Raw genomic sequence first — 26,327 nt, 5'->3', positions numbered from 1 at the left:
GTAGTACCTCCGGTACCGTCGAAGCGTGACCACCTCCCGCCCGAACCGTCGACCTGCGTTGATCGCGCTGGTCGTGGTGGCAGCGGCGGTCTGTCTCGGCCTCGGCTGGTGGCAGTGGGAACGCTTCGAGTCGGTCGGTGGCAACGGCCAGAACCTGGGGTACGCGTTCCAGTGGCCCTTGTTCGCCGCGTTCGTGGTGTACGCCTACCGCAAATTCGTCCGACTCGAGGACGAGGATCCGGACGAAGCGGCAGCCGCGCGACCCGACGGTCCCACCGAGGTGCCCCTCGACCTGCTTCCCCAGCGGCATGCCCCGGCGGCGGATACGAGCGATCTCGACGATCCCGAGGCCCGGCAACTACTCGAATACAACAGCTACCTCGCGGAGCTGAACGAATCCCGCGGGACCGACAGGAGCACCACGTGAGTTCGGCACCGGAGAAGGCGCAGGCATCTGCGAACAAGACCCAGAAGATTGCATCCGCGTTGCTGCGTTACCGCGTTCTGGCCTATGCCACCGGTATCTGGTTGCTGGTCCTCGTGGCCGAGATGGTCGCGAAGTACATCTTCAAGGCCGAGAACGTGCCGAATTGGATTGCCGTCGTGCACGGTTGGGTCTATCTCGTGTACCTGATCCTGACGATCGACCTCGCGATCAAGGTGCGCTGGCCCGCCGGCCGCACCATCGGCACGCTACTGGCCGGCACCATCCCGTTCCTGTCGTTCTACATCGAGCACAAGCGCACCAAGCAGGTCAAAGCCGACTTCGCCGTCTGACGTCAGCAGCTGATCGGCTGCGCGTTCTCCGGATCCAGTGCGTTCTGCACCAGCCGCTGGGCGAGCGGATCGTAGGAGATCCCTGTGTGCTCGACGACGTTGGCCGGGCATACGTCCTGCAACACCACGTTCGTGTTTCCTGCACCGGTCAGCAGTGACGCGGTGTACGGAACGACGATCTGGTCGTAGCGGGTGACGATCGTCGTGTACTCGATCCCCGTGACGGTGTCGCTCCCCTCGTTCAGTCTCTGCAGCACGTCGTCCTGCACGGGCGGGCCCGCAGTCGGATAGTTCGGCGGCGACAACGCGACAATCCGTGCCACCGTGCGATCCCCGCCGAGGAAGCGCGCGTAGTAGCGGGGCACCGTGCCACCCTTCGAGTGGCCGACGATCGACACCTTCTCGGCTCCTGTTGCCGCGAGGACGGAATCGACGAACGTCGACAGTTCCGCAGCACTCTCGGGGATGGACTCGAGTGCTCCGAGCGCGGGCACCGGCCCGGTGTTGCCGTAGTCGATCGCGAACACGCAGTACCCGGCATCGGCCAACTTCGGCGACAAGGACGCCCAGTTGTCGTACGAGTTCTCCAGGAAACCGTGCACCAGTACCACCGGTTCCGGGTGCTGCGCACTGGGGACGCACGAGTAGTCGTTCGAGCCCGGAGGCGTCACTCCGGGGTGCGCGATCGAATACGCGAAAGCCTCGGCGAACGAGCCTGCCGCAGGTGTGGCCGAGGCCGGGATACCAGTCAGAACCACCGCGACGCCGGCGAGCGCAACCGACGTACGCCCCAGCACTGCGCGCGCCCCCACGAGTTACCGCCCCGTCAGTTCTTCGAGCGCGGGAACAAGTTTGCGGAGCGCGCGGCCGCGATGCGAGGCCGCGTCCTTCTCGTCCGGGCTCAGCTGCGCTGCACTGCGGCCGTCGTCCTCGGGGACGAAGATCGGGTCGTAGCCGAAACCGTTCTCCCCCATGGGCTCTCGCCCAACGACCCCCCGCCATTCCCCGCGGACCACGGTCTCGCGGCCGCCCGGCAGCACCAGCGCACATGCCGATACGAATGCCGCCCCGCGGCGCTCGTCGGGCGTGTCCGTCAACTGAGCCAGCACCAGCGCGGTGTTGGCCTCATCCTGCCCGTGTGTACCCGACCAGCGAGCCGACAGCACCCCGGGCATCGCGTTGAGTGCATCGATCTCGATTCCGGAATCGTCTGCAACACAAGGTAATCCGGTGGCGGCGGCTCCGTCGCGAGCCTTGGCCAGCGCGTTGTCCTCGAAGGTCGCTCCGGTCTCGGGTGCCTCGGGAAAGGGAGGCACTTCGTCGAGACCGATCAACTCGATGCCGACGAGCCCGGCAGCGTCGAGAACTCGCCGCAGTTCACGCAACTTCTTCGCGTTGCGACTCGCGACCAGGAGCTTGGTATCAGGCACCGAATTTCTTCTTCGATCCCGCGGCGGCCGGCTCGGGCAGATCCCCCGGGTACGGCAGCGCCAGAGCTTCCTTCTGAACCTCGAACAACTTCTCGATGCCGACGAACGCGGAGTCGAGCAACTTGTCGAGTGTGGTGCGCGGGAAGGTCGCGCCTTCTCCGGTGCCTTGGATTTCCACCAGGGTGCCGGTGTCGGTGGCGACCACGTTCATGTCGACCTCGGCGCGCGAATCCTCTTCGTACGGCAGGTCGAGACGTACCCGTCCGTCGACGACGCCGACGCTGACCGCGGCGATCATGCACGAAATCGGCTGCGGATCGGCCAGGCGTCCCGCTGCCCGTAGGTAGGTGACGGCGTCGTTGAGCGCCACGAACGCTCCGGTGACGGCAGCAGTTCGGGTGCCGCCGTCCGCCTGGAGTACGTCGCAGTCGAGTGCGATGGTGTTCTCACCGATGGCGGCCAGATCGATGCAGGCACGCAGTGAACGTCCGACCAAGCGAGAGATTTCCTGGGTACGTCCGCCGACCTTGCCCTTGACGGACTCGCGGCCGTTGCGGGTATGCGTCGCGGCCGGAAGCATCGCGTATTCGGCGGTGAGCCAACCGAGGCCGGATCCCTTTCGCCAACGCGGCACGCCCTCCTCGACGCTGGCCGTACACATCACCCTTGTATTGCCGAACTCGACCAGCACCGACCCTGCCGGATGGCTGGTGAATCCACGGGTGATCTTGATGTTGCGGAGCTCGTCGTCCGCCCTGCCGTCTTCTCGTCTGGACACGACTCGAAGCCTAGCGCGTCCTCAGACGGTGAATACGTCCCCCGGAAGAACGGCATGCACCGGTCCACTGAACTCCGCTTTGGCCTCGGCTATGACGTCCTCGCGAGACGTCCACGGCGGAATGTGGGTCAGCAGCAATTCTCCGACCCCGGCCTCGCGAGCGATTCGGCCGGCCTCGGTTCCGGACAAGTGCACGCCCTCGGGTCGCTCGGGACTGTCGGTCCACGATGCCTCGCACAGGAACACATCGGCTCCGTGCGCCAGATCCCGCACCGCTTGACACATTCCCGTGTCGCCGCTGTACGTGAAGGTGCGGCCCTCACCGGTGGTGATCCGCATGCCGTACGACTCCGGCGGATGGAACACTTGCCGCGTCAGAATCGACAGCTTGCCGAACTCCACGGTGCGGCCGTCCACCCAGCGTCGCAGGTCGATCGTGTCGGACATGTCGTCGATCTGCCCGCCGCACTCGGCCGAGGCGACTCCGAGCCGAAACGCCGTGTCCTTAGGCCCGTAGACGATCGCTCGACCCTCCGGCGGGTTCGGATGGTAGCGACGCCACACCAGCAGACCTGGAACATCGAGGCAGTGATCGGCGTGCAGATGCGAGAGCAGAACACTCACATCCCCCGGGTCGGCGTAACGCTGCAACGCCCCGAGCACGCCGGGACCGAAGTCGAGAACGACCGGAGCGGTCTCCTCTTCTTCCAGCAAGTAGCCCGACGCGGGTGAATCGGGTCCGGACACGCTGCCCGAACATCCCAGGACGGTAATTCGCATGAAAGCCATGCTGCCACGCCGAGAGCATCACCAGAAACGTTCGGGCAGTATTCACAGCGCGAGTCGGCGAAATTCACCAGCGACGACAGGTGTGTCTGCAGTTACCTCGCACCTACGGAGTGAGCCGATCGAGCGATTTCGCGCGCGACCTCTCGGCGCGCGCGTCGGCCGACAACAGTCGAGCCGCGATCACTCCGCCCACCGCACCGAACAGATGTCCCTGCCACGAGATGTTCGGATCACTCGGGAGCACGCCCCACAGGGCGCTGCCGTACAGCACGAACACCACCACACCGATCGCGAGTTGCCCGAGCTTGCGCGTGAAGAAGCCGCGCACCAACAGGTATGCGATGAACCCGAAGATCAGAATCGACGCACCGATCGTGTTCGAGTAGGAGCCGGCGGTGAGCCAGGTGCCGAACCCGCCGACCACCCAGATGATCCCGGTGGCAGCCAGCCCACGCGCCAGTCCGGAGAGCAACACCAGAAACCCGAGCACGATGATCGGCACGGTGTTCGCGATCAGATGCTGCCAGTCGTCGTGCAGCACGGGCGCGAACAGAATGCCCCACAAACCCTCGACCGAACGCGGCTCGATGCCGTTGCGTTCGAGCCTCGACCCGCTGGCCACATCGATGATCTCGATGATCCACAGCAGAGCGGTGAATGCCCCGACGTAGACGGCGGCCTGCATCCAGACCGGCCGCTCACGCTTGCCGGGAAGCTTGCCGATATCACTCATGGTGGCCTCCAACCTCGGTTCCTCCACGGTACCGGCCAGGGACGGGTCGAGACCTGCCCTCAGGTGCGCGACGCGGCGAACGCCGACGGGAAGATCTGGCGGTAGGTAGGGATGCCGGCCACCGAGGTGGCGTCGAGCAGGGCACGCACGATGGCCCGCTCGACGACGATCGCCGCGGCTTCGGTGACCGCCGCCAGGACCGGTAGCTCCGCCGAGAACGCGGCGGGGACCGAGGACTCGGCAGTGACGGCTCGGGTGCCCGTGGACACGGCAAAGATCGTGTCGCCGTCGAGGGGCGAGTGCGCAGGCCGGATGGCCCGAGCAAGACCGTCGTGACCCGCGACGGCAATCCTCTTGCACGACGCCGACGACAGTGTCGCGTCGGTGGCGACCACACCGATCGTGGTGTTCAGGGCAGTGCCCTTGGGTTCGAGCGCCGAGGCGGTCCACACCTCGTTGACGTCGGGCTTGCGCATGCCGAACGCTGCGGGCCCGAGTGTGCCGGTGCCCCACAACAATCCGGTGCGGGGGTCGAATACCGCGCCCACAGGATTGGCGACCATCAGCGCCGCGACCGTCACCCCGTCGGCCGGACCGCCTTCGATCACCGTGCTCGCGGTGCCCACGCCGCCCTTGAGCACTCCGGCACGAGCACCGACTCCTGCTCCGACCGATCCCGTCGCGAATTCGGCCGCCGCTGCTGCCGCCGCGAGATAGCCGAACTCCGAGGTCGGACGCGCCGTCCACTCACCGACCGGAAGATCGAAGATCACCGCAGCCGGCACGATCGGAACGACGTGATCGGGACTGCCCATCGGAATGCCCTGACCGTGCTCTTCCAGCCATCGCATGACTCCGTCTGCGGCCGCGAGCCCGTACGCACTGCCCGCGGTCAGCAGTATCGCGTTGACGTGCTGAACGGAATGGCTCGGATCGAGCAGATCGGTCTCGCGCGTTCCCGGCCCGCCGCCGCGGACGTCGACTGCGGCCGTCGCTCCACCGAGTGCACGCACCACGGTGGCACCGGTGGCCGAGCCGGATCCCATCGTGGCGTCGTCGTCGAGTTCGTGATGGTGACCGACCAGAAGACCTGCCACGTCGGTCAGAGAGTCCCGCGGTCCGGGGTTGGAGAAGGCTGCGGTCACGCGCGCGTCCTAGGGAATGAGGACCTGTACGAGTGAATCCTGCATCCAGGTCAGCCAGTGGTACACATCGAGATGCGGAGCGCGAGGATCACCCTCGTCGAGGACGTCCGGTGTGTCCGCACTGATCCCCAGCGTCGTGCCGAGCGCCAGCCTCACGTCGTTGAGTCCGGTCAACCATGCATCCGCTTGCTCCTGGGTCAGCACGATCTTGCCACCGGACTCGGGAAGCGTGGCCAGGATGATCGATCCGGCCGCCAACTTCTCGTCGATGATCTCGGGCTCGTGGAGGCCACGCAGAGCGCCGTTGAGGTCGGTCGGATCCTCCTCGTCGCGGCTGGGATCGGCGCGGTGGAAGTCCGGAAGCAGCCGCGCCAGCGCGGCATCGTCGGGCGGAGTGTTGTGGCCGGTACGCAGACCGGTCAGTGCGGCCAGCTCGTCGGTGGGTGCGTCGGCGGATCGGTCGCGCAGCAGTCCCAGTACCGAGCCGACGAGAGACCGAAGCACTGCCGCCTCACGCGCGTCGATCTCGGATTTGATCTTGACCCCGGACAGCGAATTCCGTCTCGTCCACGTGCGCACTGTTGCTGATGTCCTTCTCTGACGTAGAGGTGGTGAGCTACTACTTGTCCTGCTGCATCGTGGCCCACAGACCAGCCGCATGCAGGCGTCGAACATCGTTCTCCATCGCGTCGCGCTCGCCGCTAGACACGACGGCTTTGCCCTCGGAGTGCACCTGCATCATCAGCTCGGTGGCCTTGGCCTTGCTGTAGCCGAAGAGCTTCTGGAACACGTAGGTCACGTAGTGCATCAGGTTGACCGGGTCGTCCCACACGATCGTGACCCATGGAGTGTCGTGTGACTCGTCGGCAGCAACGGCCTCGGTCTGGGCCGGAACCGCCTGCGGTGATGCTGCGACAACATCACCTGCCGAGACGCCGTCCACGGGCAGAAGCGTTCCATCCACCGTCAACCAAGGCATGTCCACAGGGTACGGCGTGTCGGGCCAGCGTCACACGCTCGCCCCTGCGCTCGTAGTGTGGGCGAGGTGAGCAACGACGCGACCACAGATCACGCGATTTTCACCGACGACGTCAGTACCGCGCTGCTGACCGATCAGTACGAGTACACGATGCTCTCAGCCGCTCTGGCCAGCGGTAACGCAGATCGTGTCTGCAGCTTCGAGGTTTTTGCGCGACGGCTGCCTGCGGGCCGCCGGTACGGAGTTCTCGCGGGCACCGGCCGCATCCTCGACGCCATCGCGCGCTTTCGTTTCGGCCCGGACGAGCTACGCATCGTGGCCGAATTTCTCGACGCCGACACCGTCGAGTGGCTGCGCAACTACCGATTCACCGGCGACATAGACGGCTATCGCGAAGGGGAGCTGTACTTTCCCGGCTCCCCCGTGCTGACCGTCCGCGGAACCTTCGCCGAGTGCGTCGTCCTCGAAACACTCGTGCTCTCGATCCTCAATCACGACAGCGCGATCGCATCGGCGGCAGCACGGATGGTGGCGTCCGCGAAGTCCAGGCCGATCATCGAGATGGGATCGCGTCGAACCCACGAGGAAGCGGCCGTCGCCGCATCGCGTGCGGCGTACCTCGCCGGGTTCACCGCGACGTCCAATCTCGAAGCCGTCCGCCGGCACGGCGTCCCCGGAGCCGGCACATCGGCTCACGCGTTCACCCTGCTGCACACCACCGTCGACGGCCCGGACGAACGGTCCGCATTCGCGGCGCAGGTACGAGCACTCGGCGTGAGCACCACGCTGCTCGTCGACACCTACGACATCACCCAGGGCGTCGCCAACGCCATCGAGGTCGCCGGGCCCGAACTCGGCGGGGTGCGCATCGATTCCGGCGACCTCGGAGTGCTCGCGCGGCAGGTTCGCGACCAGCTGGACGCCCTGGGTGCGCCGAAGACCAGGATCGTCGTTTCGGGCGACCTCGACGAGTACGCCATCGCCGCGCTGCGGGCCGAACCAGTGGACTCCTACGGCGTCGGCACGTCACTGGTCACCGGTTCCGGTGCCCCGACGGCGGGCATGGTCTACAAGCTGGTCACGGTCGACGGCATCCCTGTCGCCAAGCGCAGCAGTCACAAAGAATCGCGCGGGGGCACCAAGGCCGCGGTGCGAACGGCGCGCAGCACCGGCACCGCCGTCGAGGAGATCGTGCACCCCTTCGACTCTCCCCCGACCATCGGCGACGATATGACGGTGGAGACGTTGACCACGCCTTTGGTCCGCGGCGGCGAGCGCGTCCCCGGCCTGCCGACGCTGGCCGACGGCCGTGAACTACTGGCCGGGCGCCTGGTCAGCCTCCCGTGGGAGGGCCTGAAACTGTCTCAGGGCGAACCGGCGATACCCACCCGCTTCGTCGAAGGCTAGGGGCGGTGTCGATGCCGAACCCGGTGGGCAATCGGCAGTAGTCTTCTTCGGTGCCGTCGAAGACCGAGTTGCCAACCGTTCCCGCTCTACTGCAGGTAGCGGTGCACTCACTGGGCGGCAAGGAACGGAGCAATCAGCTGACGATGGCGTCGGCGGTGGCGCACTCGATCGATACCGGTGAGCATCTCGCGGTGCAGGCAGGCACCGGTACCGGAAAGTCCCTCGCCTATCTCGTCCCGAGCATCAGGCACGCGGTCGACTCCGGAAAGACCGTCATCGTTTCCACGGCCACCATCGCACTGCAGCGGCAGTTGGTCGACCGCGACCTGCCGCGCCTGTCCGACGCACTGACCGAGGCTCTGGGTCGACGACCGAAGTTCGCGATCCTCAAGGGCCGCAACAACTACTTGTGCATGAACAAGATCCACACCGGTGCCGCGCAGGAGGCACCGGACGCAGAACTGTTCGACCCGTTCGCGGTCTCGCGCATGGGCCGAGAGGTGGTGCGGCTGACCAAGTGGTCGTCCGAGACCGAGACCGGCGACCGCGACGACGTCGTGCCCGGAGTCAGCGATCAGGCCTGGCGCCAGGTCAGCGTCACTGCGCGCGAATGCCTCGGCAAGTCCCGGTGCCCCGTCGGCGAGGATTGCTTCGCCGAGCGCGCCCGCACCGAGGCCGCCCAGGTCGACGTCGTGGTGACCAATCACGCGCTGCTCGCGATCGATGCGATCACCGGCATCCAGATCCTGCCCGAGCACGACGTCGTGGTCGTCGACGAGGCTCACGAACTGGTCGATCGAGTGACGGGCGTTGCAACAGAGGAGCTGTCGGCAGCAACCGTCACCGCTGCCGCTCGCCGGAGCGCGAAGTTGATCGAAGAAGAGACGGTGGACCAGCTCGAAGGTGCAGCCGAGAACTGGGCCGCGATTCTCGACGAGCTGCCCCCGAGTCGCTGGCAATCTCTGCCCGACGGCGTCGGGCCGGCCCTCGCCTCCATCCGCGACGCCGCCTGGGCAGTGCGCACCGCGATCGGCCCCAACAAGCAGGGCATGGCGGCAAGCGACCCCGAGGCTGCCGCGGCTCGCAGCGTTGCACTCGTCGCGGTCGACGAGGTGCACGACAGCGCCGTTCGAGTTCTCACGGCCTTCGACGAACCCGATCCGGCCAAACGCAGGGACGTCGTCTGGCACGCGGTCGACGATTTCCGCGGCAACGTCAAACGCACGGTCCGTATCGCCCCGCTCTCGGTCGGCGGACTGCTCCGAGCGCGCCTGTTCGCCGAGTCCACCGTGGTCCTGACGTCGGCAACCTTGACCGTCGGCGGGTCGTTCGACGGGTTGGCCGTCAACTGGGGCCTGCCTGCGGAGACGCCGTCCCGGAGCGATACCGCGATGGCGTCGGGTGTGGAACCGCCGTCCGATACCGGGTCGATCCGGTGGAATTCGCTCGACGTCGGGTCACCGTTCGATCATGCCCGGGCCGGCATCATGTACATCGCCAAGCACCTCTCACCGCCCGGACGCGACGGCCTCTCCAAGTCCTACCTCGACGAAATCGAGTCTCTGGTCAGCGCAGCCGGAGGACGCACACTCGGACTCTTCTCGTCGATGCGTGCCGCCAAGGCCGCCGCGGAGGAAATGCGCGAGCGACTCGATACGCCGATCCTGTGCCAGGGCGACGATTCCACCGGCGCACTGGTGCAGAAGTTCGCCGACGACGAGGCCACCTCCCTGTTCGGGACGTTGTCGCTGTGGCAGGGAGTGGATGTGCCGGGCCCGTCGCTCAGTCTGGTGATTCTGGATCGGATTCCGTTTCCGCGGCCCGACGATCCGCTGCTCGTAGCCCGTCAGCAGGCCGTGGAATCCCGCGGCGGCAACGGGTTTCTCGCTGTCGCCGCCAACCATGCCGCCCTGCTGCTCGCGCAGGGCGTCGGCCGGTTGCTCCGCAGCGTGGACGACAAAGGCGTTGTCGCCGTTCTCGATTCACGTCTGGCCACTGCCCGCTACGGCGGTTACCTCCGAGCCTCGTTGCCTCCGTTCTGGGAGACCTCGGACCCGGAGGTGGTGCGCAAGGCGCTCACCCGGCTGGCGGGAAAGTAGCGCCACTACCGCTACGGAGTGGACACCAATCCGAGCTCGGCATCCGAGGCCAGGCCGTCGTGATGCGGCAGCACCCGCACGGTGTATCCCACTGCGCCGCTGTGCGGCAGCGTGCTCTCGCCGGCATAGACGTGCTCACCGCCCTCCGTGCCCACGTGTGTCATGGGCGTCGCGGAGATGTCGGTGAGGTTCTCCTCGTCATCGGCGCGACCGACCACCGCCTGCACCACGACGTCCGCCGCGTCCAAGCCGCCGAGATCGACGTTCGCGCGCAGCGACAGTTCCGCACCGATCACCGGAGTATCCGGTAGCCCCTCACTGTCGACGCGGGTGACTTTCACTGCGCCCCAGGCCTGTTCGACGCGGCGACGGTACGACGCCACGTCCGTGGCACCGCGGTGACCGTCGGCCGACGCCGCGCGAGCGGACTCGGCAGCAGGCGCGTAGTAGCCGAGCGTGTAGTCCTGAACCATTCTCGACGCCAACACCTTCGGGCCCAGCTGTTCGAGGGTGTGCCGCACCATTTCGATCCATCGACCGGGCACGCCGTCCTCGCCGCGGTCGTAGAACTTGGGCAGCACAGCCTGTTCGAGCAGCTCGTACAGAGCAGCTGCTTCGAGATCGTCCCGTCGATTGTCGTCGGTGACACCATCGGCCGTCGGGATGGCCCAGCCGTTCTCGCCGTCGTACATCTCGTCCCACCAGCCGTCGCGGATCGAGAGGTTGAGGCCGCCGTTGAGTGCCGATTTCATGCCCGAGGTGCCACACGCTTCGAGCGGCCGCAGCGGATTGTTCAGCCATACATCGCATCCCCAGTACAGGAAGCGCGCCATGGACATGTCGTAGTCGGGCAGGAACACGATGCGGTGCCGCACGTCGGCTTGATCGGCGAACTTGACGATCTGCTGTATGAGCGCCTTTCCGCCGTCGTCGGCCGGATGCGACTTGCCTGCGACCACGAGTTGGACCGGTCGTTCCGGGTCCAGCAACATCGCCCGCAGTCGCTCGGGTTCGCGCAGCATCAGAGTCAGTCGCTTGTACGTCGGTACGCGACGAGCGAAACCGACGGTCAGCACGTTCGGATCGAAAACACTTGCAGTCCAATTGATCTCGGCTTGCGTGGAACCGCGTTCGAGTGCCGACCGCCGCACTCGGCGGCGTACCTCGTCCACCAACTGCGCACGCAGAGCGTTACGCGTGGACCACACGCGCTCCGAGGACATCTCCCCCTCCTGTGCCCATTCCCGAGCAGACCACGTCGGGGCATGGACGCCGTTGGTGACCGATCCGATCGGCACCTCGGACGCATCGAATCCCGGCCACAGACCGTTGAACATCTCGCGGCTGACGATGCCGTGGAGTTTCGACACACCGTTGGCTCGTTGGCCGAGCCGCAATCCCATGTGCGCCATGTTGAACACCGAGGCGTCGCTCTCGCCGCCGAGGGCGAGGATTCGATCCATCGGCAAACCCGGCAGCAGCGCCGAGTCCGCGCCGCCGTCCGCACTTCCGAAGTAGTGCCGCACCAGATCGGCCGGAAACCGGTCGATTCCGGCCGGGACAGGGGTGTGGGTGGTGAAGACGGTGCCGGCCCGCACCGCAGCCAGCGCTGCGTCGAAATCGAGAGTTCCCGAGGTGACGAGTTCGCGGATGCGTTCGACGCCCAAGAAGCCGGCGTGGCCCTCGTTCATGTGGAACACCTCGGGGTCGGGAAGTCCGTGTGCACGGGTGTATGCCCGGATCGCTCGTACTCCGCCGATACCGGCGAGGATCTCCTGTTTGATGCGGTGATCCTGGTCGCCGCCGTACAACCGGTCGGTCACCCCGCGCAGCTCGGGATCATTGTCGGCGATGTCGGAGTCGAGCAACAACAGTGGGACGCGCCCCACCTGGGCGATCCACACACGCGCCCGCAGAACGCGAGATCCCGGCATCGACACGTGGATCAGCACCGGAGAATCGCCGTCGTCGGTGAGCAACCGCAGCGGCAGACCGTGCGGGTCGAGGGACGGATAGCGTTCGGCCTGCCAGCCGTCGGCAGTCAGCGACTGGCGAAAGTACCCCGAGCGATAGAGCAACCCGACGCCTATCAACGGCAGGCCCAGGTCGGAGGCCTCCTTGAGGTGGTCCCCGGCCAAGATGCCGAGCCCGCCCGAATAGTTCGGCAACACTTCGGTGACACCGAACTCCATGGAGAAATACCCGATGCCCGACGGCAGAGCCCGCCCCTTCGACAGCTCGTTCTGGTACCAGAGCGGACGGGCTAGGTAGTCGTGCAGATCCGCCTCGGCGGCGTCCAGCTCGGCCAGAAAACGTTCGTCGGCCGCGAGTTCCTCGAGCCGCGCGGGTGCGACGGCTCCCAGTACAGCCACCGGATCGCGCTCGAGTTCGGTCCACAACAGTGGATCGATGTGCTCGAACAGATCCTGCGTCGCCGAGTGCCACGACCACCTGAGGTTTGTCGAGAGCTCGGCGAGGGCATTCAAGCGGGCGGGAAGATGGGCTCGGACGGTGAATCGGCGCAAAGCTTTCACAGGATCGAACCCTACCCACGGACACCTGTGTCGATGGGCGGCTTGCACGAAATCTGCTCCGCGGTGCCCGTCGCGGGCAGTATGCGTCGGCGCACGCGCCATCTGCATTGCTGCATTACGGTTGACGAATAGAAGCACACCAATATCGGTTCGATCAGAGGTTGCGCCCGCGCAGCCATACCTCTAGCGAAGAATGGAGTGTGAAGTGACAGGTCGACTTGGTATCGACAATGTCCTTCCAGATACGACGACCGGGAAGTACCCCGCGAAAGCGGTGGTGGGCGAGACGTTTCCAGTCTCCGCCGACGTCTGGCGCGAGGGTCACGACGCGGTGGCCGCGACACTGTCGGTGCGCGGACCGGGAGGCAAACTCGAACGCATCCCGATGACACCGGGCCGCGAACCCGACACGTTCGACGCGGTGTTCGTCCCCTCTCGGCCGGGTTACTGGATCTGCCGCATCGAAGCGTGGAGCGATCCGATCAGCACCTGGCGCCATGCCGTGGAAGCCAAGCTCGGAGTGGGCCAGAGCGCGCACGAACTCGCGAACGATCTGGAGATCGGGGCGCGGCTGTTCCTGCGCGCCGCCACCGGGGTTCCTGCCGAGAGCAGGCAACTGCTGGCCGACGTCGCTGCCGCGCTGCGCGACACCGACCGACCGCTGCCGGCCCGAGTGTCGTCGGCATTCGCGTCGTCGGTCGCCGAACTGCTGTTCGCGCACCCGCTGCGCGAGCTGGTGACACGCTCGCGCGCGGTCAACATCTGGGTCGATCGCAATCTCGCTCTCAACGGTGCCTGGTACGAGTTCTTCCCTCGATCGACCGGCGGGTGGAACGAGGACGGATCGCCGCGGCACGGCACGTTCGCAACGTCGATCGAGCAGTTGCCTCGCATCCAGCGGATGGGATTCGACATCGTCTACCTGCCGCCCATCCACCCGATCGGCACCATCAACCGCAAGGGCCCGAACAACACGCTGACTCCGGGCCCCGAGGACGTCGGGTCGCCGTGGGCGATCGGATCCAAGGACGGCGGGCACGACGCCATCCATCCCGAACTGGGAACCGAGGACGACTTCCGCGCCTTTCTCGCTGCCGCACAGGAGCACGGCCTCGAAGTGGCGCTCGACCTCGCCCTGCAGGCCGCTCCCGATCACCCTTGGGCAGCAACGCATTCCGAGTGGTTCACCGTGCTGCCGGACGGCACGATCGCCTACGCCGAGAACCCACCGAAGAAGTACCAGGACATCTACCCGGTCAACTTCGACAACGACCGACGCGGCATCTACGAAGAGGTACTGCGCGTGGTCCGGTATTGGATCTCGCTGGGGGTCAAGGTCTTCCGAGTCGACAACCCGCACACCAAGCCACCGGACTTCTGGGAATGGCTCATCGCCGAGGTCAAGAAGACCGACCCGGACGTGCTGTTCCTCGCCGAGGCCTTCACCCGTCCGGTGCGCATGTACGGATTGGCACAGCGCGGGTTCACCCAGTCGTACACGTACTTCACCTGGCGTACCGCCAAGTGGGAGCTGACCGAGTTCGCCGAGGAGCATGCGCGACGCGCCGACGACGCGCGGCCCAACCTGTTCGTCAACACCCCGGACATCCTGCACGAGAGCCTGCAGCACGGTGGGCCAGGAATGTTCGCTCTCCGGGCAGCTCTCGCGGCGACGATGGCCCCCACCTGGGGCGTCTACTCCGGCTACGAGCTGTTCGAGCACCAGGCCGTGCGTGAGGGCAGCGAGGAGTATCTGGACTCGGAGAAGTACCAGTTGCGTCCGCGCGACTTCGAGGGTGCGCTCGCCCGAGGCGAGTCGCTCGAGCCCTGGATCACCACGCTGAACGCGATCAGGCGCGCGCATCCGGCGCTGCAGCAGCTCCGCAACATCCACTTCCACACGATCGACAACGAAGCGTTGATCGGGTACTCGAAGTTCGACCCGCAGACCGGCGACTCGATCCTGGTGGTGATCAACCTCAACCCGTTCGGTGCCGAGGAAGGCACCATCCATCTGGACATGCCTGCCCTCGGCCACGACTGGCAGGACACCCTCACGATCAAGGACGAGGTGAGCGGCGTTCATTACGACTGGGGCCACACCAATTTCGTCCGACTCGAGCCCTGGACGTCGGTGGCGCACATCTTCACGCTCCCCCACATTCCCTACCCGGCACGAATCGAACTGGCCTACCGCGGCAACCGAAAGTGAGTGGATTCAACGTGACCAAGAATCCGACGACGCCCGAAGACACCGTCGCAGCCCCGTCCGACAACGATCTGGAACTCATCGCGGCGGGTCGGCACTACAACCCGCATTCCGTTCTCGGTGCCCATCCGGTACCCGGCGGAACGGCCATCCGAGCGCTCAAGCCCGACGCCGAGAAGGTCGTCGCCCGAGTCGGCGGTGTCGACCACGAGCTGACTCACGTCGCGCACGGAGTCTTCTCGGCGCTGCTGCCGTTCGAGGACCTGATCGACTATCGGCTCGTCGTGACGTGGCCCGGCGGGCACGTCTCCGAATCCGCCGACGGATACCGGTTCCTCCCCACTCTCGGTGAGCTCGATCTACACCTGTTCGGTGAGGGTCGGCACGAGCGGCTGTGGGACATCCTCGGCGCGCATCAGCAGTCGTACGCGACGCCGGACGGTCCGGTGGTCGGCACCTCGTTCGCAGTGTGGGCCCCCGCAGCACAGGGCGTCACCCTCGTCGGTGACTTCGACGGCTGGACCGGCCGCAGCTGGCCCATGCGTGTTCTGGGCTCGACCGGAGTGTGGGAGCTGTTCGTACCCGACATCGCGCCGGGTGCCCTGTACAAGTTCCGAGTGAACGGTGCCGACGGCTCGGTCAAGGACAAGGCAGACCCGATGGCTTTCGCCACCGAGGTTCCGCCGTCGACCGCATCGGTCGTCACCGCGTCGTCGTACACGTGGAACGACGAGAAGTGGCTCGACACCAGGGCCGGAATCGAGCCAACGCAGGCACCGATGAGTGTCTACGAGATCCATCTGGCGTCGTGGCGACCGGGCCTGGGTTACCGCGAACTGGCCGAGCAATTAGCCGAGTACATCACCGAGACAGGGTTCACCCACGTCGAGCTCCTCCCGGTCGCGGAGCACCCCTTCGGCGGGTCGTGGGGCTACCAGGTCACGTCCTACTACGCACCCACATCACGTTTCGGCAGCCCCGACGATTTCCGCTACTTCGTCGACCACCTGCACAGCGCCGGAATCGGCGTCATCGTCGACTGGGTGCCTGCGCACTTCCCCAAGGACGAATGGGCCCTCGCTCGATTCGACGGAGGCCCGCTCTACGAACACGGCGACCCACAGCGCGGCGAGCAACTCGACTGGGGCACACTTGTTTTCGACTTCGGCCGCCGAGAGGTGCGCAACTTCCTGGTCGCGAACGCGCTGTACTGGATCGACGAGTTCCACATCGACGGCCTCCGTGTCGACGCCGTGGCATCGATGCTGTACCTGGATTACTCCCGCCCCGAGGGCGGTTGGTCGCCGAACATCTACGGCGGCCGGGAGAACCTCGAGGCCGTCACGTTCCTGCAGGAGATGAACGCGACGGTGCACAAGAAGCACCGAGGCGTGGTCACCGTGGCCGAGGAGTCGACGGCATGGCCCGGCGTCACCCGCCCGACGAACGTCGGCGGACTCGGCTTCAACATGAAGTGGAACATGGGCTGGATGCACGACACCCTGGGATTCCTCGGGCGTGATCCGATCCATCGCAGCTACCACCACCACGAGATCACCTTCTCCCTCGTCTACGCGTGGAGCGAGAACTACCTGCTGCCCATCAGCCACGACGAGGTGGTGCACGGCAAGGGGACGCTGTGGACTCGGATGCCCGGTGACGACTACACCAAGGCAGCAGGGCTGCGCGGCATGCTCGCCTACATGTGGGCGCACCCGGGCAAGCAACTGCTGTTCATGGGCCAGGAGTTCGGCCAGACCCGTGAATGGTCCGAGGAACGCGGCCTCGACTGGTACCAGATCGACGAGGAGCCCCTGCACAACGGCGTCAAATCCCTTGTCTCCGATCTGAACTCGACGTACAAGTCGCATCCGGCACTGTGGACACTCGACACCTCGCCGAGCGGGTACTCGTGGATCGACGCCAACGACACCGAGAACAACGTGCTGAGCTTTCTGCGGTACGGGTCCGACGGTTCGGTCATCGCGTGTATTTTCAACTTCTCCGGTTCCGAGCACGGCAGCTATCGTGTGGGACTACCGGAACCCGGCCGTTGGATCGAGATCCTGAACACCGATGCAACGGAATACGGCGGCTCCGGAATGGGCAACCTGGGTGAAGTGACGGCAACATCGCACTCGTGGCACGGTCGACCGGCGTCAGGCCAGGTTGCACTTCCCGCCAACGGGGCGATCTGGATAAAACTGGAGCGATAGATGAGTGGCGGCCGCACACCCCGACTACTGGCCGCGGCCGCCACTGCAGGACTCCTTCTCCTCGCCTCGTGCGCACAGACTGTCGGCGGCAACGCCGTGTCCATCTACGAGAACCCGTTCACCGTCGCCGGACTGCCGGTCACGAGCGGACCGAGCGGGCCACGACCGGGTGTCCCCGATTCGACGATCGAGGTCGAGAACGCCGAGGGCACCGACTCCGATATCCTCGCCACCAACGCGATCGACGACATTCAACAGTTCTGGGCCGAGCAGTACCCAGCCCTCTTCAAAGGCTCGTTCACGCCGATCTCGAACGTGGTCTCGTGGGACGCGTCCGAGGACGAGGGATCCGGCGTCAGATTCTGCGGGGATCGAACCGGCGGTATCCCCAATGCCGCGTATTGCACGCGCGACGACTCGATCGGGTGGGATCGCACCATTCTGCTTCCTGCTCTGGTCGACGCATTCGGACCGATGTCGGTGGTGATGGTGATCGCCCACGAATACGGTCACGCCATCCAGCATCAATCGGGACTGGTCGGAGACGACACTCCCACCATCGTGGCCGAGCAACAGGCCGACTGTTTTGCCGGCGCGTTCATTCGCCATGTCGCAGAGGACGATTCGCCGCACTTCACCATCAATACCTCCGACGGACTCAACGGCGTTCTCGCCGCGACCGTCGCCGTTCGCGATGTCGATCCCAACGATCCGGAATCGGTGCACGGCTCGGCCTTCGAGCGCGTCACGGCTGTGCAGATCGGCTTCACCGACGGTGCCGGGGCCTGCACGAGCATCGACGAGGCCGAAATCGACTCGCGTCGAGCATCGTTGCCGCAGAAGTTCGATGATCCGGACGACTCGGGTGAACTACCGGTCACCGAGGACTCCCTCGACGCCTTCACTCGATCCTTCGAGCAGGTACTGCCCGTCACAGCTCCCCCGGCCGTCGACTACACCGGTTCGGACGTCGGATGCGCCGACGCCGAAGCCACTGCGCCGGTGTCGTACTGCCCCTCGACCAATACCATCGGCGTCGACGTCGAGGCCCTGGCCGAAGTCGGACAGCCCGAGACCCCGCAGCGCGGAGACATATTGCCGCTCAACGTCTCCGGTGACTACAGCGCGTACGTGCTGTTCGCCTCCCGCTACACGCTCGCGGTGCAGAAGGAAGCCGGCCAGACCCTCGACGACCCGCAGACCGCTCTGCGTTCGGCGTGCCTGTCCGGGGTCATCACCTCGGCGATGAGCGCCGAGAACGGTTCGACGGGCCTCGAAGTCTTTCTCTCCCCAGGCGATCTCGACGAGGCGGTGTCGGGCCTACTCAGCGACGGACTCGCAGCCAGCGACGTCAACGGAACGACGTTGCCATCCGGATTCTCCCGAGTCGACGCCTTCCGATCGGGAGTTCTCGGCGGCAAGGAGCTGTGCGACTCGCGCTACAGCTGAGGAACTCAGTACAGAGCGGACGCGAGTTTGCGCCGCGCGGACACCACCAGCGGATCGGCTGCGTCGAACAACTCGAACAGCTCGAGGAGCCGAGTGCGCAGTGCGGTCCGGTCGTCGCCCGCACTGATCTTGATGCCGTCGATCAACCGAGCGAAAGCCTGCTCCGGTTGCTGAGCAGCCATCTCGGCGTCTGCGGCCGCGATCCGGGCCTGCACGTTCGCGGGATCGGCGTCGGCGATCTCGATGGCGTCAGGTGCAATGTTCTGCACCCGAGCCAAGAACCTGACCTGACGCAGCGCCGCGACGGCGTCGGTGTTCTTCGGTTCGGCGTCGATGATCGCCTGGTATGCGGCCGCCGCCTTGTCGAAGTCGCCCTCGTCGATGGCTTCCTCGGCAGCGACGATTCTGGGGTCCTCGATCTCGGGTTCCGGTTCTGCAGCAGCCGCCCCGGGAGGCCCGGTGAGCTTTCCCGCAGTCGCCTGCTCGACGGCCTGTAGCCACTGACGCAGCTGCTCGTCCGACTGCGTTCCCTCGAAGTCGGCCAGTGGCTGACCGGCTGCAACGGCAACCACAGTCGGAATGGCTTTCACACCGAACGCCTGCGCGATCTGTGGATTGGAATCGACGTCGACGCGGGCCAGCACCCACGTGCCGCCTGCCTCGACGGCCAATTGGCCGAGCTGTCGCGTCAACGCCTGCGATTGCGGGGAGCGGGCCGAACCGAGATCGACGATCACCGGGACCTGAGTGGATCGTTGCAGAACCTCGGCCTCGAACGTCGCCGCGGTCACGTCCACGATCGGTGCGAGTCCCCCGGATTCACCGGCGGGCTCGGCCGCGGGAGCAGGTGCCGGACGGTCCTTGAGAACGGACAGGTCGACAGCACCGGCGATCGAGGCGGGGACGGCAGCTGACGGGCGGACGGGAGGACGGGAACCGGGTCGAGTCACGTTCTACAGTTTGTCACTAACCCGATGCGTCATCCACTGGCGGGCAGTCAGGACAGGACCTTCGCGTCGGCTACGGGTCGGCCTGTGCTCAGCTCGGCGAGGCGTCCGGTGCGCGCGGCCCAGATCTCGAAGATCACCGTGCCGAACGGTGGGAACGCTGCGACGAGCGCCAGCAGTGTTGCCTTGACGTCCCACTTCAACTTCACTGCCGTCAGCACCGCGATGCCCAGGTACACGACGAACACGCCGCCATGGATCGGCCCGAAGATCTTCACGCCGATTTCGTTGCCATCGGCGGGGATGTACTTGAACGCCATTCCGATCAGCAGTCCCAGCCAGGTGAACGCTTCGAGTACAGCGATGAAACGGAAACGGGTGGCCGTGCTGCTCAGGTTGAAGAAGTTGGTCATGCCAGCCATTGTGCCCGGTTTGCTACGACAGAACGTAGTGGCTCTGGTCTCACTCCCGACCAGAGCCACCGCGGTCCTACTTCTTCGGTACTCGAACGATGAGGGCGTCGCCCTGTCCACCGCCGCCGCACAGTGCGGCTGCGCCGACTCCGCCGCCGCGTCGCTGCAGCTCGAGGGCCAAGTGCAACGCGATGCGGGCACCGGACATGCCGAGGGGATGTCCGATGGAGATCGCGCCACCGTTGACGTTCACGATCTCCGGATCGATGCCGAGCTCGCGTGTCGAGGCGATTCCGACCGCCGCGAACGCCTCGTTGATCTCGACGACGTCGAGGTCCTTCGGATCGATGCCGTCCTTCGCGCACGCCTTGGCAATCGCCCGGGCCGGCTGCGACTGCAGCGTGGAGTCGGGCCCTGCCACCACTCCGTGGGCACCGATCTCGGCGAGCCAGGTCAAACCGAGCGACTCGGCCTTTTCCTTGCTCATCACGACGACGGCGGCAGCACCGTCGGAAATCTGCGACGCCGATCCCGCGGTGACGGTTCCGGCCTTGTCGAAGGCGGGTCGAAGCTTTCCGAGGGAATCGACCGTGGTGTCGGCGCGGATGCCTTCGTCTTCCGTGACCTGGATCGGATCGCCCTTGCGCTGCGGAACGGACACGGGGACAACCTCGTTGTCGAATACGCCGTTCTTCCAGGCGGCTGCGGCTTTCTGATGCGACGCGGCAGCGAAAGCGTCTTGCTCCTCGCGGCTGATGGCTTCGGCACTCTGGTTCCGCTGCTCGGTGAGTGCGCCCATGGCCTGGTCGGTGAAGATGTCGTACAAACCGTCGTACGCGAGGTGATCACGCATCGTGACGTCGCCGTACTTGAACCCGGCGCGCGACTTTTCGAGCATGTGCGGAGCCTGGGTCATCGACTCCTGCCCACCGGCGACGACGATCTCGAACTCCCCGGCGCGGATGAGCTGATCGGCCAGCGCGATGGCGTCGACACCGGACAGACACACCTTGTTGATCGTCAGTGCAGGCACGGTCATCGGAATGCCGGCGGCAACGGCAGCCTGACGGGCCGGAATCTGGCCGGCTCCGGCGGTCAGAACCTGTCCCATGATGACGTAGTCGACCTGATCCGGCGCAACACCGGCCTTCTCGAGGGCACCCTTGATGGCGATTCCGCCGAGGTCCGATCCCGAGAAGTCCTTGAGTGCGCCCGAGAAGCGCCCGACGGGCGTACGAGCACCGGCAACGATGACTGTTGTGGTCACGATTTCCTCCGAAAGTGTGAAGACGGCCTTGTCGAGATCAACGCTCCGACGCCCCCTACCGATACCGGCCGGGCGGAGCACCGAAACGCAGCTAGCGCTAACGTCATGGCCATGACCTCCAGCACGCAGTCTTACACGGGAGCCCCGCTGCGCTCCGACCTGGTGACGGCTATAGACCACGTGGGTGTCGCGGTGCCCGATCTCGACGCCGCCATCGCCTGGTACACCGACCACCTCGGCATGGTCGCCGTGCACGAGGAGATCAACGAAGAACAGGGCGTTCGCGAGGCGATGCTCTCGTTCCCCGGTGCCGGAGAGAAGTCCGCTGCACTGCAGTTGCTCGCCCCGATCGACGAGTCGTCCACCATCGCCAAGTTCATCGGACGCAACGGACCGGGACTACAGCAGTTGGCGTACCGCGTCACCGATATCGAGGAGATCTCGACCGAATTGCGCGCCCGCGGCGTTCGGCTGCTGTACGACGCCCCGCGCCGGGGCACTGCCGATTCTCGGATCAACTTCGTCCATCCCAAGGACGCCGGTGGCGTGCTCATCGAACTCGTCGAGCCGAACCCCGACGCGCACTGATCGAACTCTGTGAACGAGCCGTATGGCTCTCTACTTGACTCACCGGTAAATTGACGGCCATGGCCATCGATCATGAGCGCACTTCCGCGGTGCAACTTCCCTTTTCCATCGTCCGGAAGGGGTTCGATCGCGACGAAGTCACCAACTACTTCGAGCGGTTCGACGCCGAGCTCCGGCTGACGACCGCTGATCGTGATGCGGCCGCAGCCCAGGCTCGTGATCTGGCCAAGCAACTCGACGACGCGCGTGACGAGATCGACGAACTGCGCAAGGACATCGATCGCCTGTCGGTTCCGCCCACCACAGCGGAGGGTATGAGTGATCGCATCTCGCGCATGCTGCGGTTGGCCTCCGACGAGGCATCCGAGGTACGCGCCAAGGCGCACTCGGAGTCCGAAGAAATGATTTCGGTTGCGCAGCAAGAGAGTGCGCGACTGCGGGGACGGCACGAGTCACTGGTGGCCGAACTCGAAGAGCGTCGGACGGCGCTCGAGACCGAGCACCAGCAAACGATGGCTCAGGCGCGCACCGAGGCAGCCCGGGTGGTCGAGGCCGCGCAGGCCGAGCGCGACAAGCTGGCCGCCGAGTCCGAGGCCAAGCGCGCCGAGGTTCAGGAAGATTTCGAGATCACGATGGCCGAGCGCCGCACCAAGGTGCTGACCGCGCTCGAAGAACTCGAAGCGTCGAGCAAGGCCGATGCTGCCCGCCGCATCGAGGAGGCAACCACCGAGGCTGCTCGACGGCTTCAATCCGCCAGCGAACAAGCCGAACGGCGGATCGCCCACTCCAAGGAACTGGCCGAGGAGTTGCGTGTGCTGCGCAGCCGCGTGCTCGCTCAGCTGCTCGGAATCCGTGGCCAGCTCGATTCGGTTCCGGCCATGCTCGCCTCGGTCAACCGCGAGAGCGAACTGCTCGACAATTCCGACCCGACGGCAATCCTCAAGAAGGAAGAAGAGAAGGCAGCCGCGAAGGCCGAGGACGAGAAGGAATCGGCCGACTCGGCGTCCTGATTTCGCAGTACACGCTGGGCCTCCCCCGCTACGACCACCTGCGGGTGAGGCCTCGTGTGTTTCGGCCGCTCCAACATCCGGTGTGCCAATGTCTGCGGTTGTCCGCGCCCCCGAAATCGTCCGACGGCCACGCGACGATATGCGCGACGCCCGGCCGCACCTCGTGATCGCAGCCAGGGCAGCGATACGTCTTGACGGCCTTGGCACCCGGGATCATCCGCGTCGTGTACGTGTCTCCATCCGGACCGACCTCGACCCGGTTGCCACCCAGCACCGAGTCGGTTGCCGGACCGAGATCACTCGGGCCGCTCCGATTCGGTCGGCGGGGTTGGTTACGACGGGGCACCCGTCCAGTGTAGAGAACAGGCCGACTCGTGCCGACAGTCGTCAGAAAAGACGGAACTCGGTACTGTCGGTTCCCCGTAGGACGTCGTAGTCGAGTGTGAGACAACGAATGCCGCGGTCTGTGGCCAGCGTCTTCGCCTGCGGCTTGATGACCTGGGCAGCGAAGACTCCGCTCACCGGGGCCAGCAGCGGATCACGATTGAGAAGCTCCAGGTAACGGGTCAACTGCTCGACGCCGTCGATCTCACCACGTCGCTTGATCTCGACGGCCACTGTTCCGCCATCAGCGTTGCGGCACAGCAGATCCACCGGGCCGATAGCCGTCATGTATTCGCGTCGGACGAGGGTGTATCCGTCGCCCAAGGTGCTGACGTGCTCGGCCAACAGCTCCTGAAGATGTGCCTCCACACCGTCTTTCACCAGACCCGGGTCTATGCCCAGCTCGTGACTCGAGTCGAGCTCGACGTCATCGATGGTGATGCGAAGTTCCTCGCCCGCCTTGTTGGTGACGACCCATTTGATCGTCTCGTCTTCGGTGGTCTCGACCGTCCAACACGGCGGAGACATCCAATTGAGCGGCTTGTACGCGCGGTCGTCCGCATGCACGCTGACCGATCCGTCGGACTTCACGAGTAACAGACGGCGAGCGGACGGAAGGTGTGCGGTGAGACGGCCGACGTAGTCGACTTGGCAACGAGCAATAACTAAACGCACTCGACCACCATAAGGCAGGCGCCCCGTTAGTCTGTGACGACCATGCCGCAATTGAGACGATCCGCCGCTCCCCTGGGTTCCCGACTGCTCGGCGACACCTCCGAGTCCCCGCGCCGACGACGGGTTCGCATTCAGCTGCTGTTGACGGTCTTCCTCATCCTGTCGAACCTGATCGGCGCCGTCATCGTCGGTGTGTTGATCAGCGTTGTCGTGCCGGGGCCGGACGTGCTCGATCCGAGCAAGTACTGGTGGGTCAACTACATCGTCGTACCGGTCTACGTGTTCGTGGCATTCGTCGTCGGTGCTGTCTGGGGCACCACGCACGCCCTGCGAAGCTTGCGGTGGGCAATCGAGGACCGTCAACCCAGCCGCGAGGAGCAGGTCGCGACGCTCGCTATGCCCTGGCGACTGACGCGAATCCAGATTCTGCTGTGGATCGGAGCCTTGCTGCTGCTCCCCACGATCGACGGGATCATCGACCCGGCGTCGATTCCCAAGGTTGCCTTCACGATCGCCGCAGGTGGCACCGTCGTCTGTGCGTTCAGTTACCTACTCAGTGAATTCGCGCTTCGTCCCGCTGCCGCTCGGGCCCTCGAAGCCGGTGATCCTCGACGAATTCGTATCGCAGGAGTCATGGGCCGCTCCATCCTGTCGTGGCTACTGGGAACGGGCGTCCCGGTCAGCGGCTTGATGATCATCGCGATCTTCCGCTTCATCAACCCCGAAACCACATCGACTCAGTTGGCCATCTCCATCCTCGCGTTGGGTGGCATCACGATCGTGTTCGGGCTCGCGTTGACCGTGCTGGGCGGCTTCGCGACCACTTCACCCATCAACAATGTCCGCGCGGGCATGGCCGAGGTGGAGAAGGGCAACATGGACGTCCGCCTCGCGGTGTACGACGGCACCGAGCTCGGCGAACTGCAGAGCGGCTTCAACCGTATGGCCGACGGTGTGCGCGATCGAGAGAAGATCCGCGACCTGTTCGGACGACATGTCGGACACGAAGTTGCCGAGAAAGCGTTGCAGTCCGACAGCGAACTCGGCGGACAAGAACGTGATGTCGCAGTGTTCTTCATCGACCTGGTGGGATCGACGGAGCTGGCAGCATCCCGGCCCCCTACCGAGGTCGTGGACCTACTCAACCGATTCTTCGCAGTCGTGGTCGACGAGGTGGACGAACACGGCGGCTTCATCAACAAGTTCGAGGGAGACGCCGCGCTCGCTATCTTCGGGGCCCCGAACGAAATTTCCGACCACTGCGGCTCCGCACTTGCTGCAGCACGAGCAATTTCTCGACGGTTGTTGGTGGAAGTGCCCGAATGCAGCGCCGCCGTCGGCGTCGCTGCCGGACGGGCGGTTGCCGGCAACGTCGGTGCAAAGTCCAGATTCGAGTACACCGTTATCGGAGACCCGGTGAACGAGGCCGCTCGTCTCTCCGAACTGGCAAAGAATGCGCCCGGAGCCATCCTCGCCTCCAAGACTGCCGTCGACGGTGCTGCTGACGAGGAAGCACATCGTTGGGAATTCGGTGATGCAGTCACTCTTCGCGGACGCTCTGCGGAAACAGTTCTTGCAAATCCGAAGGACGTCAAGGTCGAGGCGGATGAGCACGAAGCTGTTCACGCCTGACCCGATCGTTGGGCTCAGAAGGTGTAGTGCCCTGCGTCCCTGCCGTTTTCATCACTGACGACTTGGCCGTTCTTTCCCGGTCCCCTCGCAAACGCGCTCGCGTTTGTCGAACGCTCACCACATCGCTGACGATTCTGCGCGCGCCTCGCGAAGGCGAGCGCGTCTGCAGAATCCAGGTGTGCGTAAGCCCGCCAACCTCGATCGCCAAGCTTCGATAGCAGTACTCGACTTGTTGGGGTTCAGTCCGGTTCGGGGGCCCGCAAACGCGCGCGCGTTTGCGGGTGCGCTCAGTCTGGTGACGCTGTTCTGCTCGCGTCTCGCAAATGCGCGCGCGTTTGTGACCGAGGTTGGCAATGACAAGTCAGGCGGCCGACCCAGCTGGGCATCACTGATTCCCTTTGTTTGCGGGAAATGCGCTCGCGTGTGCGACGGGGGGGTGACAGTGACGAGTCGACGGCCGACACCATCGGAGGCAACCGGCGGTGCTGACACCTCTGGATTATGCGAATGCGCGTGCGTTTGTCAGGTGCGCGCGGTCTGGTGTCGCTGTTCTACTCGCGTCTGGCGAGTGCGCTCGCGTGTGCGACCCGGGTGGGGGCCAGACACGCGGCCGCATCGCAATGATGGGACTTGCGGTGCAGATGTCGGAGCCCTGGAATTCAGGGATACCGACGACGGACAAGGCCACGAATACTGTTGTGACTGTAAGTGGTTTCGAATGCAAACAACCCCCGACCGTGATGGTCGGGGGTTGTCTGGTCCAAGTTGTGTTCGGCGGTGTCCTACTCTCCCACACCCTGTCGAGTGCAGTACCATCGGCGCTGGAGGGCTTAGCTTCCGGGTTCGGAATGGGACCGGGCGTTTCC

The 26,327-nt window shown here is 65.3% G+C and carries 24 protein-coding genes and 1 rRNA gene; 10 read left to right on the top strand and 15 right to left on the bottom strand.

Translation table 11 applies throughout. The features are described from left to right. The first annotated feature begins 25 nt into the window (after positions 1 to 25). Both CH294_RS18670 and CH294_RS18665 read left to right on the top strand, forming a co-directional pair. On the top strand, positions 26 to 427 hold the full coding sequence (locus tag CH294_RS18670; RefSeq protein ID WP_032375965.1) for a glucitol operon activator: 402 nt from the start codon (positions 26 to 28) through the stop codon (positions 425 to 427). Then, positions 424 to 777, top strand: coding sequence for a DUF3817 domain-containing protein (locus CH294_RS18665; protein WP_032375964.1), 354 nt, complete (start codon positions 424 to 426; stop codon positions 775 to 777). Before CH294_RS18670 ends, CH294_RS18665 begins: the two co-directional genes overlap by 4 nt. 2 nt (positions 778 to 779) lie before the next feature. Here the strand turns inward: CH294_RS18665 and CH294_RS18660 are convergent, their stop codons facing one another. The 8 genes from CH294_RS18660 to clpS form a co-directional block, all read right to left on the bottom strand. Beyond that, entirely contained in the window at positions 780 to 1,589 is an 810-nt protein-coding gene (locus tag CH294_RS18660; protein ID WP_094738799.1) for an alpha/beta fold hydrolase, read from the bottom strand. A gap of 3 nt (positions 1,590 to 1,592) precedes the next feature. Continuing rightward, the gene (gene rdgB, locus CH294_RS18655) at positions 1,593 to 2,207 is read right to left on the bottom strand and encodes an RdgB/HAM1 family non-canonical purine NTP pyrophosphatase (protein WP_094738798.1); all 615 of its coding nucleotides are present in this window, start codon (positions 2,205 to 2,207) and stop codon (positions 1,593 to 1,595) included. Beyond that, entirely contained in the window at positions 2,200 to 2,985 is a 786-nt protein-coding gene (rph, locus tag CH294_RS18650) for a ribonuclease PH (RefSeq protein WP_032375961.1), read from the bottom strand. Before rph ends, rdgB begins: the two co-directional genes overlap by 8 nt. Before the next feature lie 21 nt (positions 2,986 to 3,006). Next, positions 3,007 to 3,765, bottom strand: coding sequence for a cyclic nucleotide-degrading phosphodiesterase (locus CH294_RS18645; protein ID WP_176457261.1), 759 nt, complete (start codon positions 3,763 to 3,765; stop codon positions 3,007 to 3,009). A 112-nt stretch (positions 3,766 to 3,877) separates the two neighbouring features. Further along, on the bottom strand, positions 3,878 to 4,507 hold the full coding sequence (locus tag CH294_RS18640; RefSeq protein WP_032402509.1) for a rhomboid family intramembrane serine protease: 630 nt from the start codon (positions 4,505 to 4,507) through the stop codon (positions 3,878 to 3,880). Between the two features lie 59 nt (positions 4,508 to 4,566). Continuing rightward, positions 4,567 to 5,652 (bottom strand): P1 family peptidase, encoded by a 1,086-nt coding sequence (locus CH294_RS18635; RefSeq protein ID WP_094610031.1) that lies wholly within the window; start codon positions 5,650 to 5,652, stop codon positions 4,567 to 4,569. A gap of 9 nt (positions 5,653 to 5,661) precedes the next feature. Further along, positions 5,662 to 6,231, bottom strand: coding sequence for a DUF2017 domain-containing protein (locus CH294_RS18630; RefSeq protein ID WP_094738797.1), 570 nt, complete (start codon positions 6,229 to 6,231; stop codon positions 5,662 to 5,664). A 40-nt stretch (positions 6,232 to 6,271) separates the two neighbouring features. Then, the gene (clpS, locus tag CH294_RS18625; protein ID WP_170944785.1) at positions 6,272 to 6,631 is read right to left on the bottom strand and encodes an ATP-dependent Clp protease adapter ClpS; all 360 of its coding nucleotides are present in this window, start codon (positions 6,629 to 6,631) and stop codon (positions 6,272 to 6,274) included. 150 nt (positions 6,632 to 6,781) lie between these two features. On the opposite strand from clpS, the gene CH294_RS18620 reads away from it, so the two are divergent. Both CH294_RS18620 and CH294_RS18615 read left to right on the top strand, forming a co-directional pair. After that, complete coding sequence (locus CH294_RS18620) at positions 6,782 to 8,038, top strand: nicotinate phosphoribosyltransferase (protein WP_230592419.1); 1,257 nt, start codon at positions 6,782 to 6,784, stop codon at positions 8,036 to 8,038. 50 nt (positions 8,039 to 8,088) lie between these two features. Continuing rightward, complete coding sequence (locus CH294_RS18615; RefSeq protein ID WP_094738796.1) at positions 8,089 to 10,137, top strand: ATP-dependent DNA helicase; 2,049 nt, start codon at positions 8,089 to 8,091, stop codon at positions 10,135 to 10,137. 11 nt (positions 10,138 to 10,148) lie between these two features. Here the strand turns inward: CH294_RS18615 and glgP are convergent, their stop codons facing one another. After that, entirely contained in the window at positions 10,149 to 12,671 is a 2,523-nt protein-coding gene (gene glgP / locus CH294_RS18610) for an alpha-glucan family phosphorylase (RefSeq protein WP_094610030.1), read from the bottom strand. Between the two features lie 205 nt (positions 12,672 to 12,876). Here glgP and CH294_RS18605 point away from each other — a divergent pair, with 205 nt between their 5' ends. From CH294_RS18605 to CH294_RS18595, 3 genes are read left to right on the top strand one after another with little or no spacing between them, the layout of a single operon-like run. Further along, positions 12,877 to 14,883 (top strand): alpha-1,4-glucan--maltose-1-phosphate maltosyltransferase, encoded by a 2,007-nt coding sequence (locus CH294_RS18605; RefSeq protein WP_094738960.1) that lies wholly within the window; start codon positions 12,877 to 12,879, stop codon positions 14,881 to 14,883. Between the two features lie 11 nt (positions 14,884 to 14,894). Beyond that, a complete protein-coding gene (gene glgB / locus CH294_RS18600; protein WP_032376027.1) occupies positions 14,895 to 17,096 on the top strand; it encodes a 1,4-alpha-glucan branching protein GlgB in 2,202 nt (733 codons plus the stop codon). Further along, on the top strand, positions 17,097 to 18,545 hold the full coding sequence (locus tag CH294_RS18595) for a metallopeptidase (protein ID WP_032375956.1): 1,449 nt from the start codon (positions 17,097 to 17,099) through the stop codon (positions 18,543 to 18,545). A gap of 5 nt (positions 18,546 to 18,550) precedes the next feature. Here the strand turns inward: CH294_RS18595 and CH294_RS18590 are convergent, their stop codons facing one another. From CH294_RS18590 to CH294_RS18580, 3 genes are all read right to left on the bottom strand, one after another. Next, entirely contained in the window at positions 18,551 to 19,438 is an 888-nt protein-coding gene (locus tag CH294_RS18590) for a tetratricopeptide repeat protein (protein WP_094610108.1), read from the bottom strand. Between the two features lie 104 nt (positions 19,439 to 19,542). After that, complete coding sequence (locus CH294_RS18585; RefSeq protein ID WP_170944783.1) at positions 19,543 to 19,914, bottom strand: DUF3817 domain-containing protein; 372 nt, start codon at positions 19,912 to 19,914, stop codon at positions 19,543 to 19,545. A 67-nt stretch (positions 19,915 to 19,981) separates the two neighbouring features. Beyond that, positions 19,982 to 21,172, bottom strand: a complete 1,191-nt coding sequence (locus CH294_RS18580; protein ID WP_032402285.1) for an acetyl-CoA C-acetyltransferase — start codon at positions 21,170 to 21,172, stop codon at positions 19,982 to 19,984. 111 nt (positions 21,173 to 21,283) lie between these two features. Between CH294_RS18580 and mce the strand changes: the two genes are divergently transcribed. After that, positions 21,284 to 21,760 carry a methylmalonyl-CoA epimerase gene (mce, locus tag CH294_RS18575; RefSeq protein ID WP_032376025.1) on the top strand — a complete coding sequence of 159 codons (477 nt, stop codon included), beginning with the start codon at positions 21,284 to 21,286 and terminating at the stop codon, positions 21,758 to 21,760. A 59-nt stretch (positions 21,761 to 21,819) separates the two neighbouring features. Then, on the top strand, positions 21,820 to 22,770 hold the full coding sequence (locus CH294_RS18570; RefSeq protein ID WP_094738795.1) for a hypothetical protein: 951 nt from the start codon (positions 21,820 to 21,822) through the stop codon (positions 22,768 to 22,770). Between the two features lie 28 nt (positions 22,771 to 22,798). On the opposite strand, the gene CH294_RS27875 is transcribed toward CH294_RS18570, so the two are convergent. Together CH294_RS27875 and nucS are read right to left on the bottom strand one after the other, a co-directional pair. After that, a complete protein-coding gene (locus tag CH294_RS27875; RefSeq protein WP_032375952.1) occupies positions 22,799 to 23,116 on the bottom strand; it encodes a hypothetical protein in 318 nt (105 codons plus the stop codon). 41 nt (positions 23,117 to 23,157) lie between these two features. Continuing rightward, positions 23,158 to 23,829 carry an endonuclease NucS gene (gene nucS / locus CH294_RS18560; protein ID WP_032375951.1) on the bottom strand — a complete coding sequence of 224 codons (672 nt, stop codon included), beginning with the start codon at positions 23,827 to 23,829 and terminating at the stop codon, positions 23,158 to 23,160. A 42-nt stretch (positions 23,830 to 23,871) separates the two neighbouring features. Between nucS and CH294_RS18555 the strand changes: the two genes are divergently transcribed. After that, a complete protein-coding gene (locus CH294_RS18555; protein ID WP_032402505.1) occupies positions 23,872 to 25,461 on the top strand; it encodes an adenylate/guanylate cyclase domain-containing protein in 1,590 nt (529 codons plus the stop codon). Between the two features lie 769 nt (positions 25,462 to 26,230). Here the strand turns inward: CH294_RS18555 and rrf are convergent. After that, positions 26,231 to 26,327: ribosomal RNA gene (gene rrf / locus CH294_RS18550) — 5S ribosomal RNA — on the bottom strand; the annotation flags it as partial.

Origin of the sequence: Rhodococcus sp. 14-2483-1-1, from assembly GCF_002259335.1 — a bacterium.
Taxonomy (GTDB): domain Bacteria; phylum Actinomycetota; class Actinomycetes; order Mycobacteriales; family Mycobacteriaceae; genus Rhodococcoides.
Note: the sequence above shows the minus strand (reverse complement) of the source record. Positions and strands in the feature narration are given on the sequence as shown.

Coding starts and splice junctions, on each gene's coding strand:
- CH294_RS18585 (WP_170944783.1), bottom strand. CDS start 19,914: ATGGCTGGCATGACCAACTTCTTCAACCTGAGCAGCACGGCCACCCGT.
- mce (WP_032376025.1), top strand. CDS start 21,284: ATGACCTCCAGCACGCAGTCTTACACGGGAGCCCCGCTGCGCTCCGAC.
- CH294_RS18620 (WP_230592419.1), top strand. CDS start 6,782: ATGCTCTCAGCCGCTCTGGCCAGCGGTAACGCAGATCGTGTCTGCAGC.
- clpS (WP_170944785.1), bottom strand. CDS start 6,631: ATGCCTTGGTTGACGGTGGATGGAACGCTTCTGCCCGTGGACGGCGTC.
- CH294_RS18570 (WP_094738795.1), top strand. CDS start 21,820: ATGGCCATCGATCATGAGCGCACTTCCGCGGTGCAACTTCCCTTTTCC.
- CH294_RS18595 (WP_032375956.1), top strand. CDS start 17,097: ATGAGTGGCGGCCGCACACCCCGACTACTGGCCGCGGCCGCCACTGCA.
- CH294_RS18640 (WP_032402509.1), bottom strand. CDS start 4,507: ATGAGTGATATCGGCAAGCTTCCCGGCAAGCGTGAGCGGCCGGTCTGG.
- CH294_RS18645 (WP_176457261.1), bottom strand. CDS start 3,765: ATGCGAATTACCGTCCTGGGATGTTCGGGCAGCGTGTCCGGACCCGAT.
- CH294_RS18555 (WP_032402505.1), top strand. CDS start 23,872: ATGCCGCAATTGAGACGATCCGCCGCTCCCCTGGGTTCCCGACTGCTC.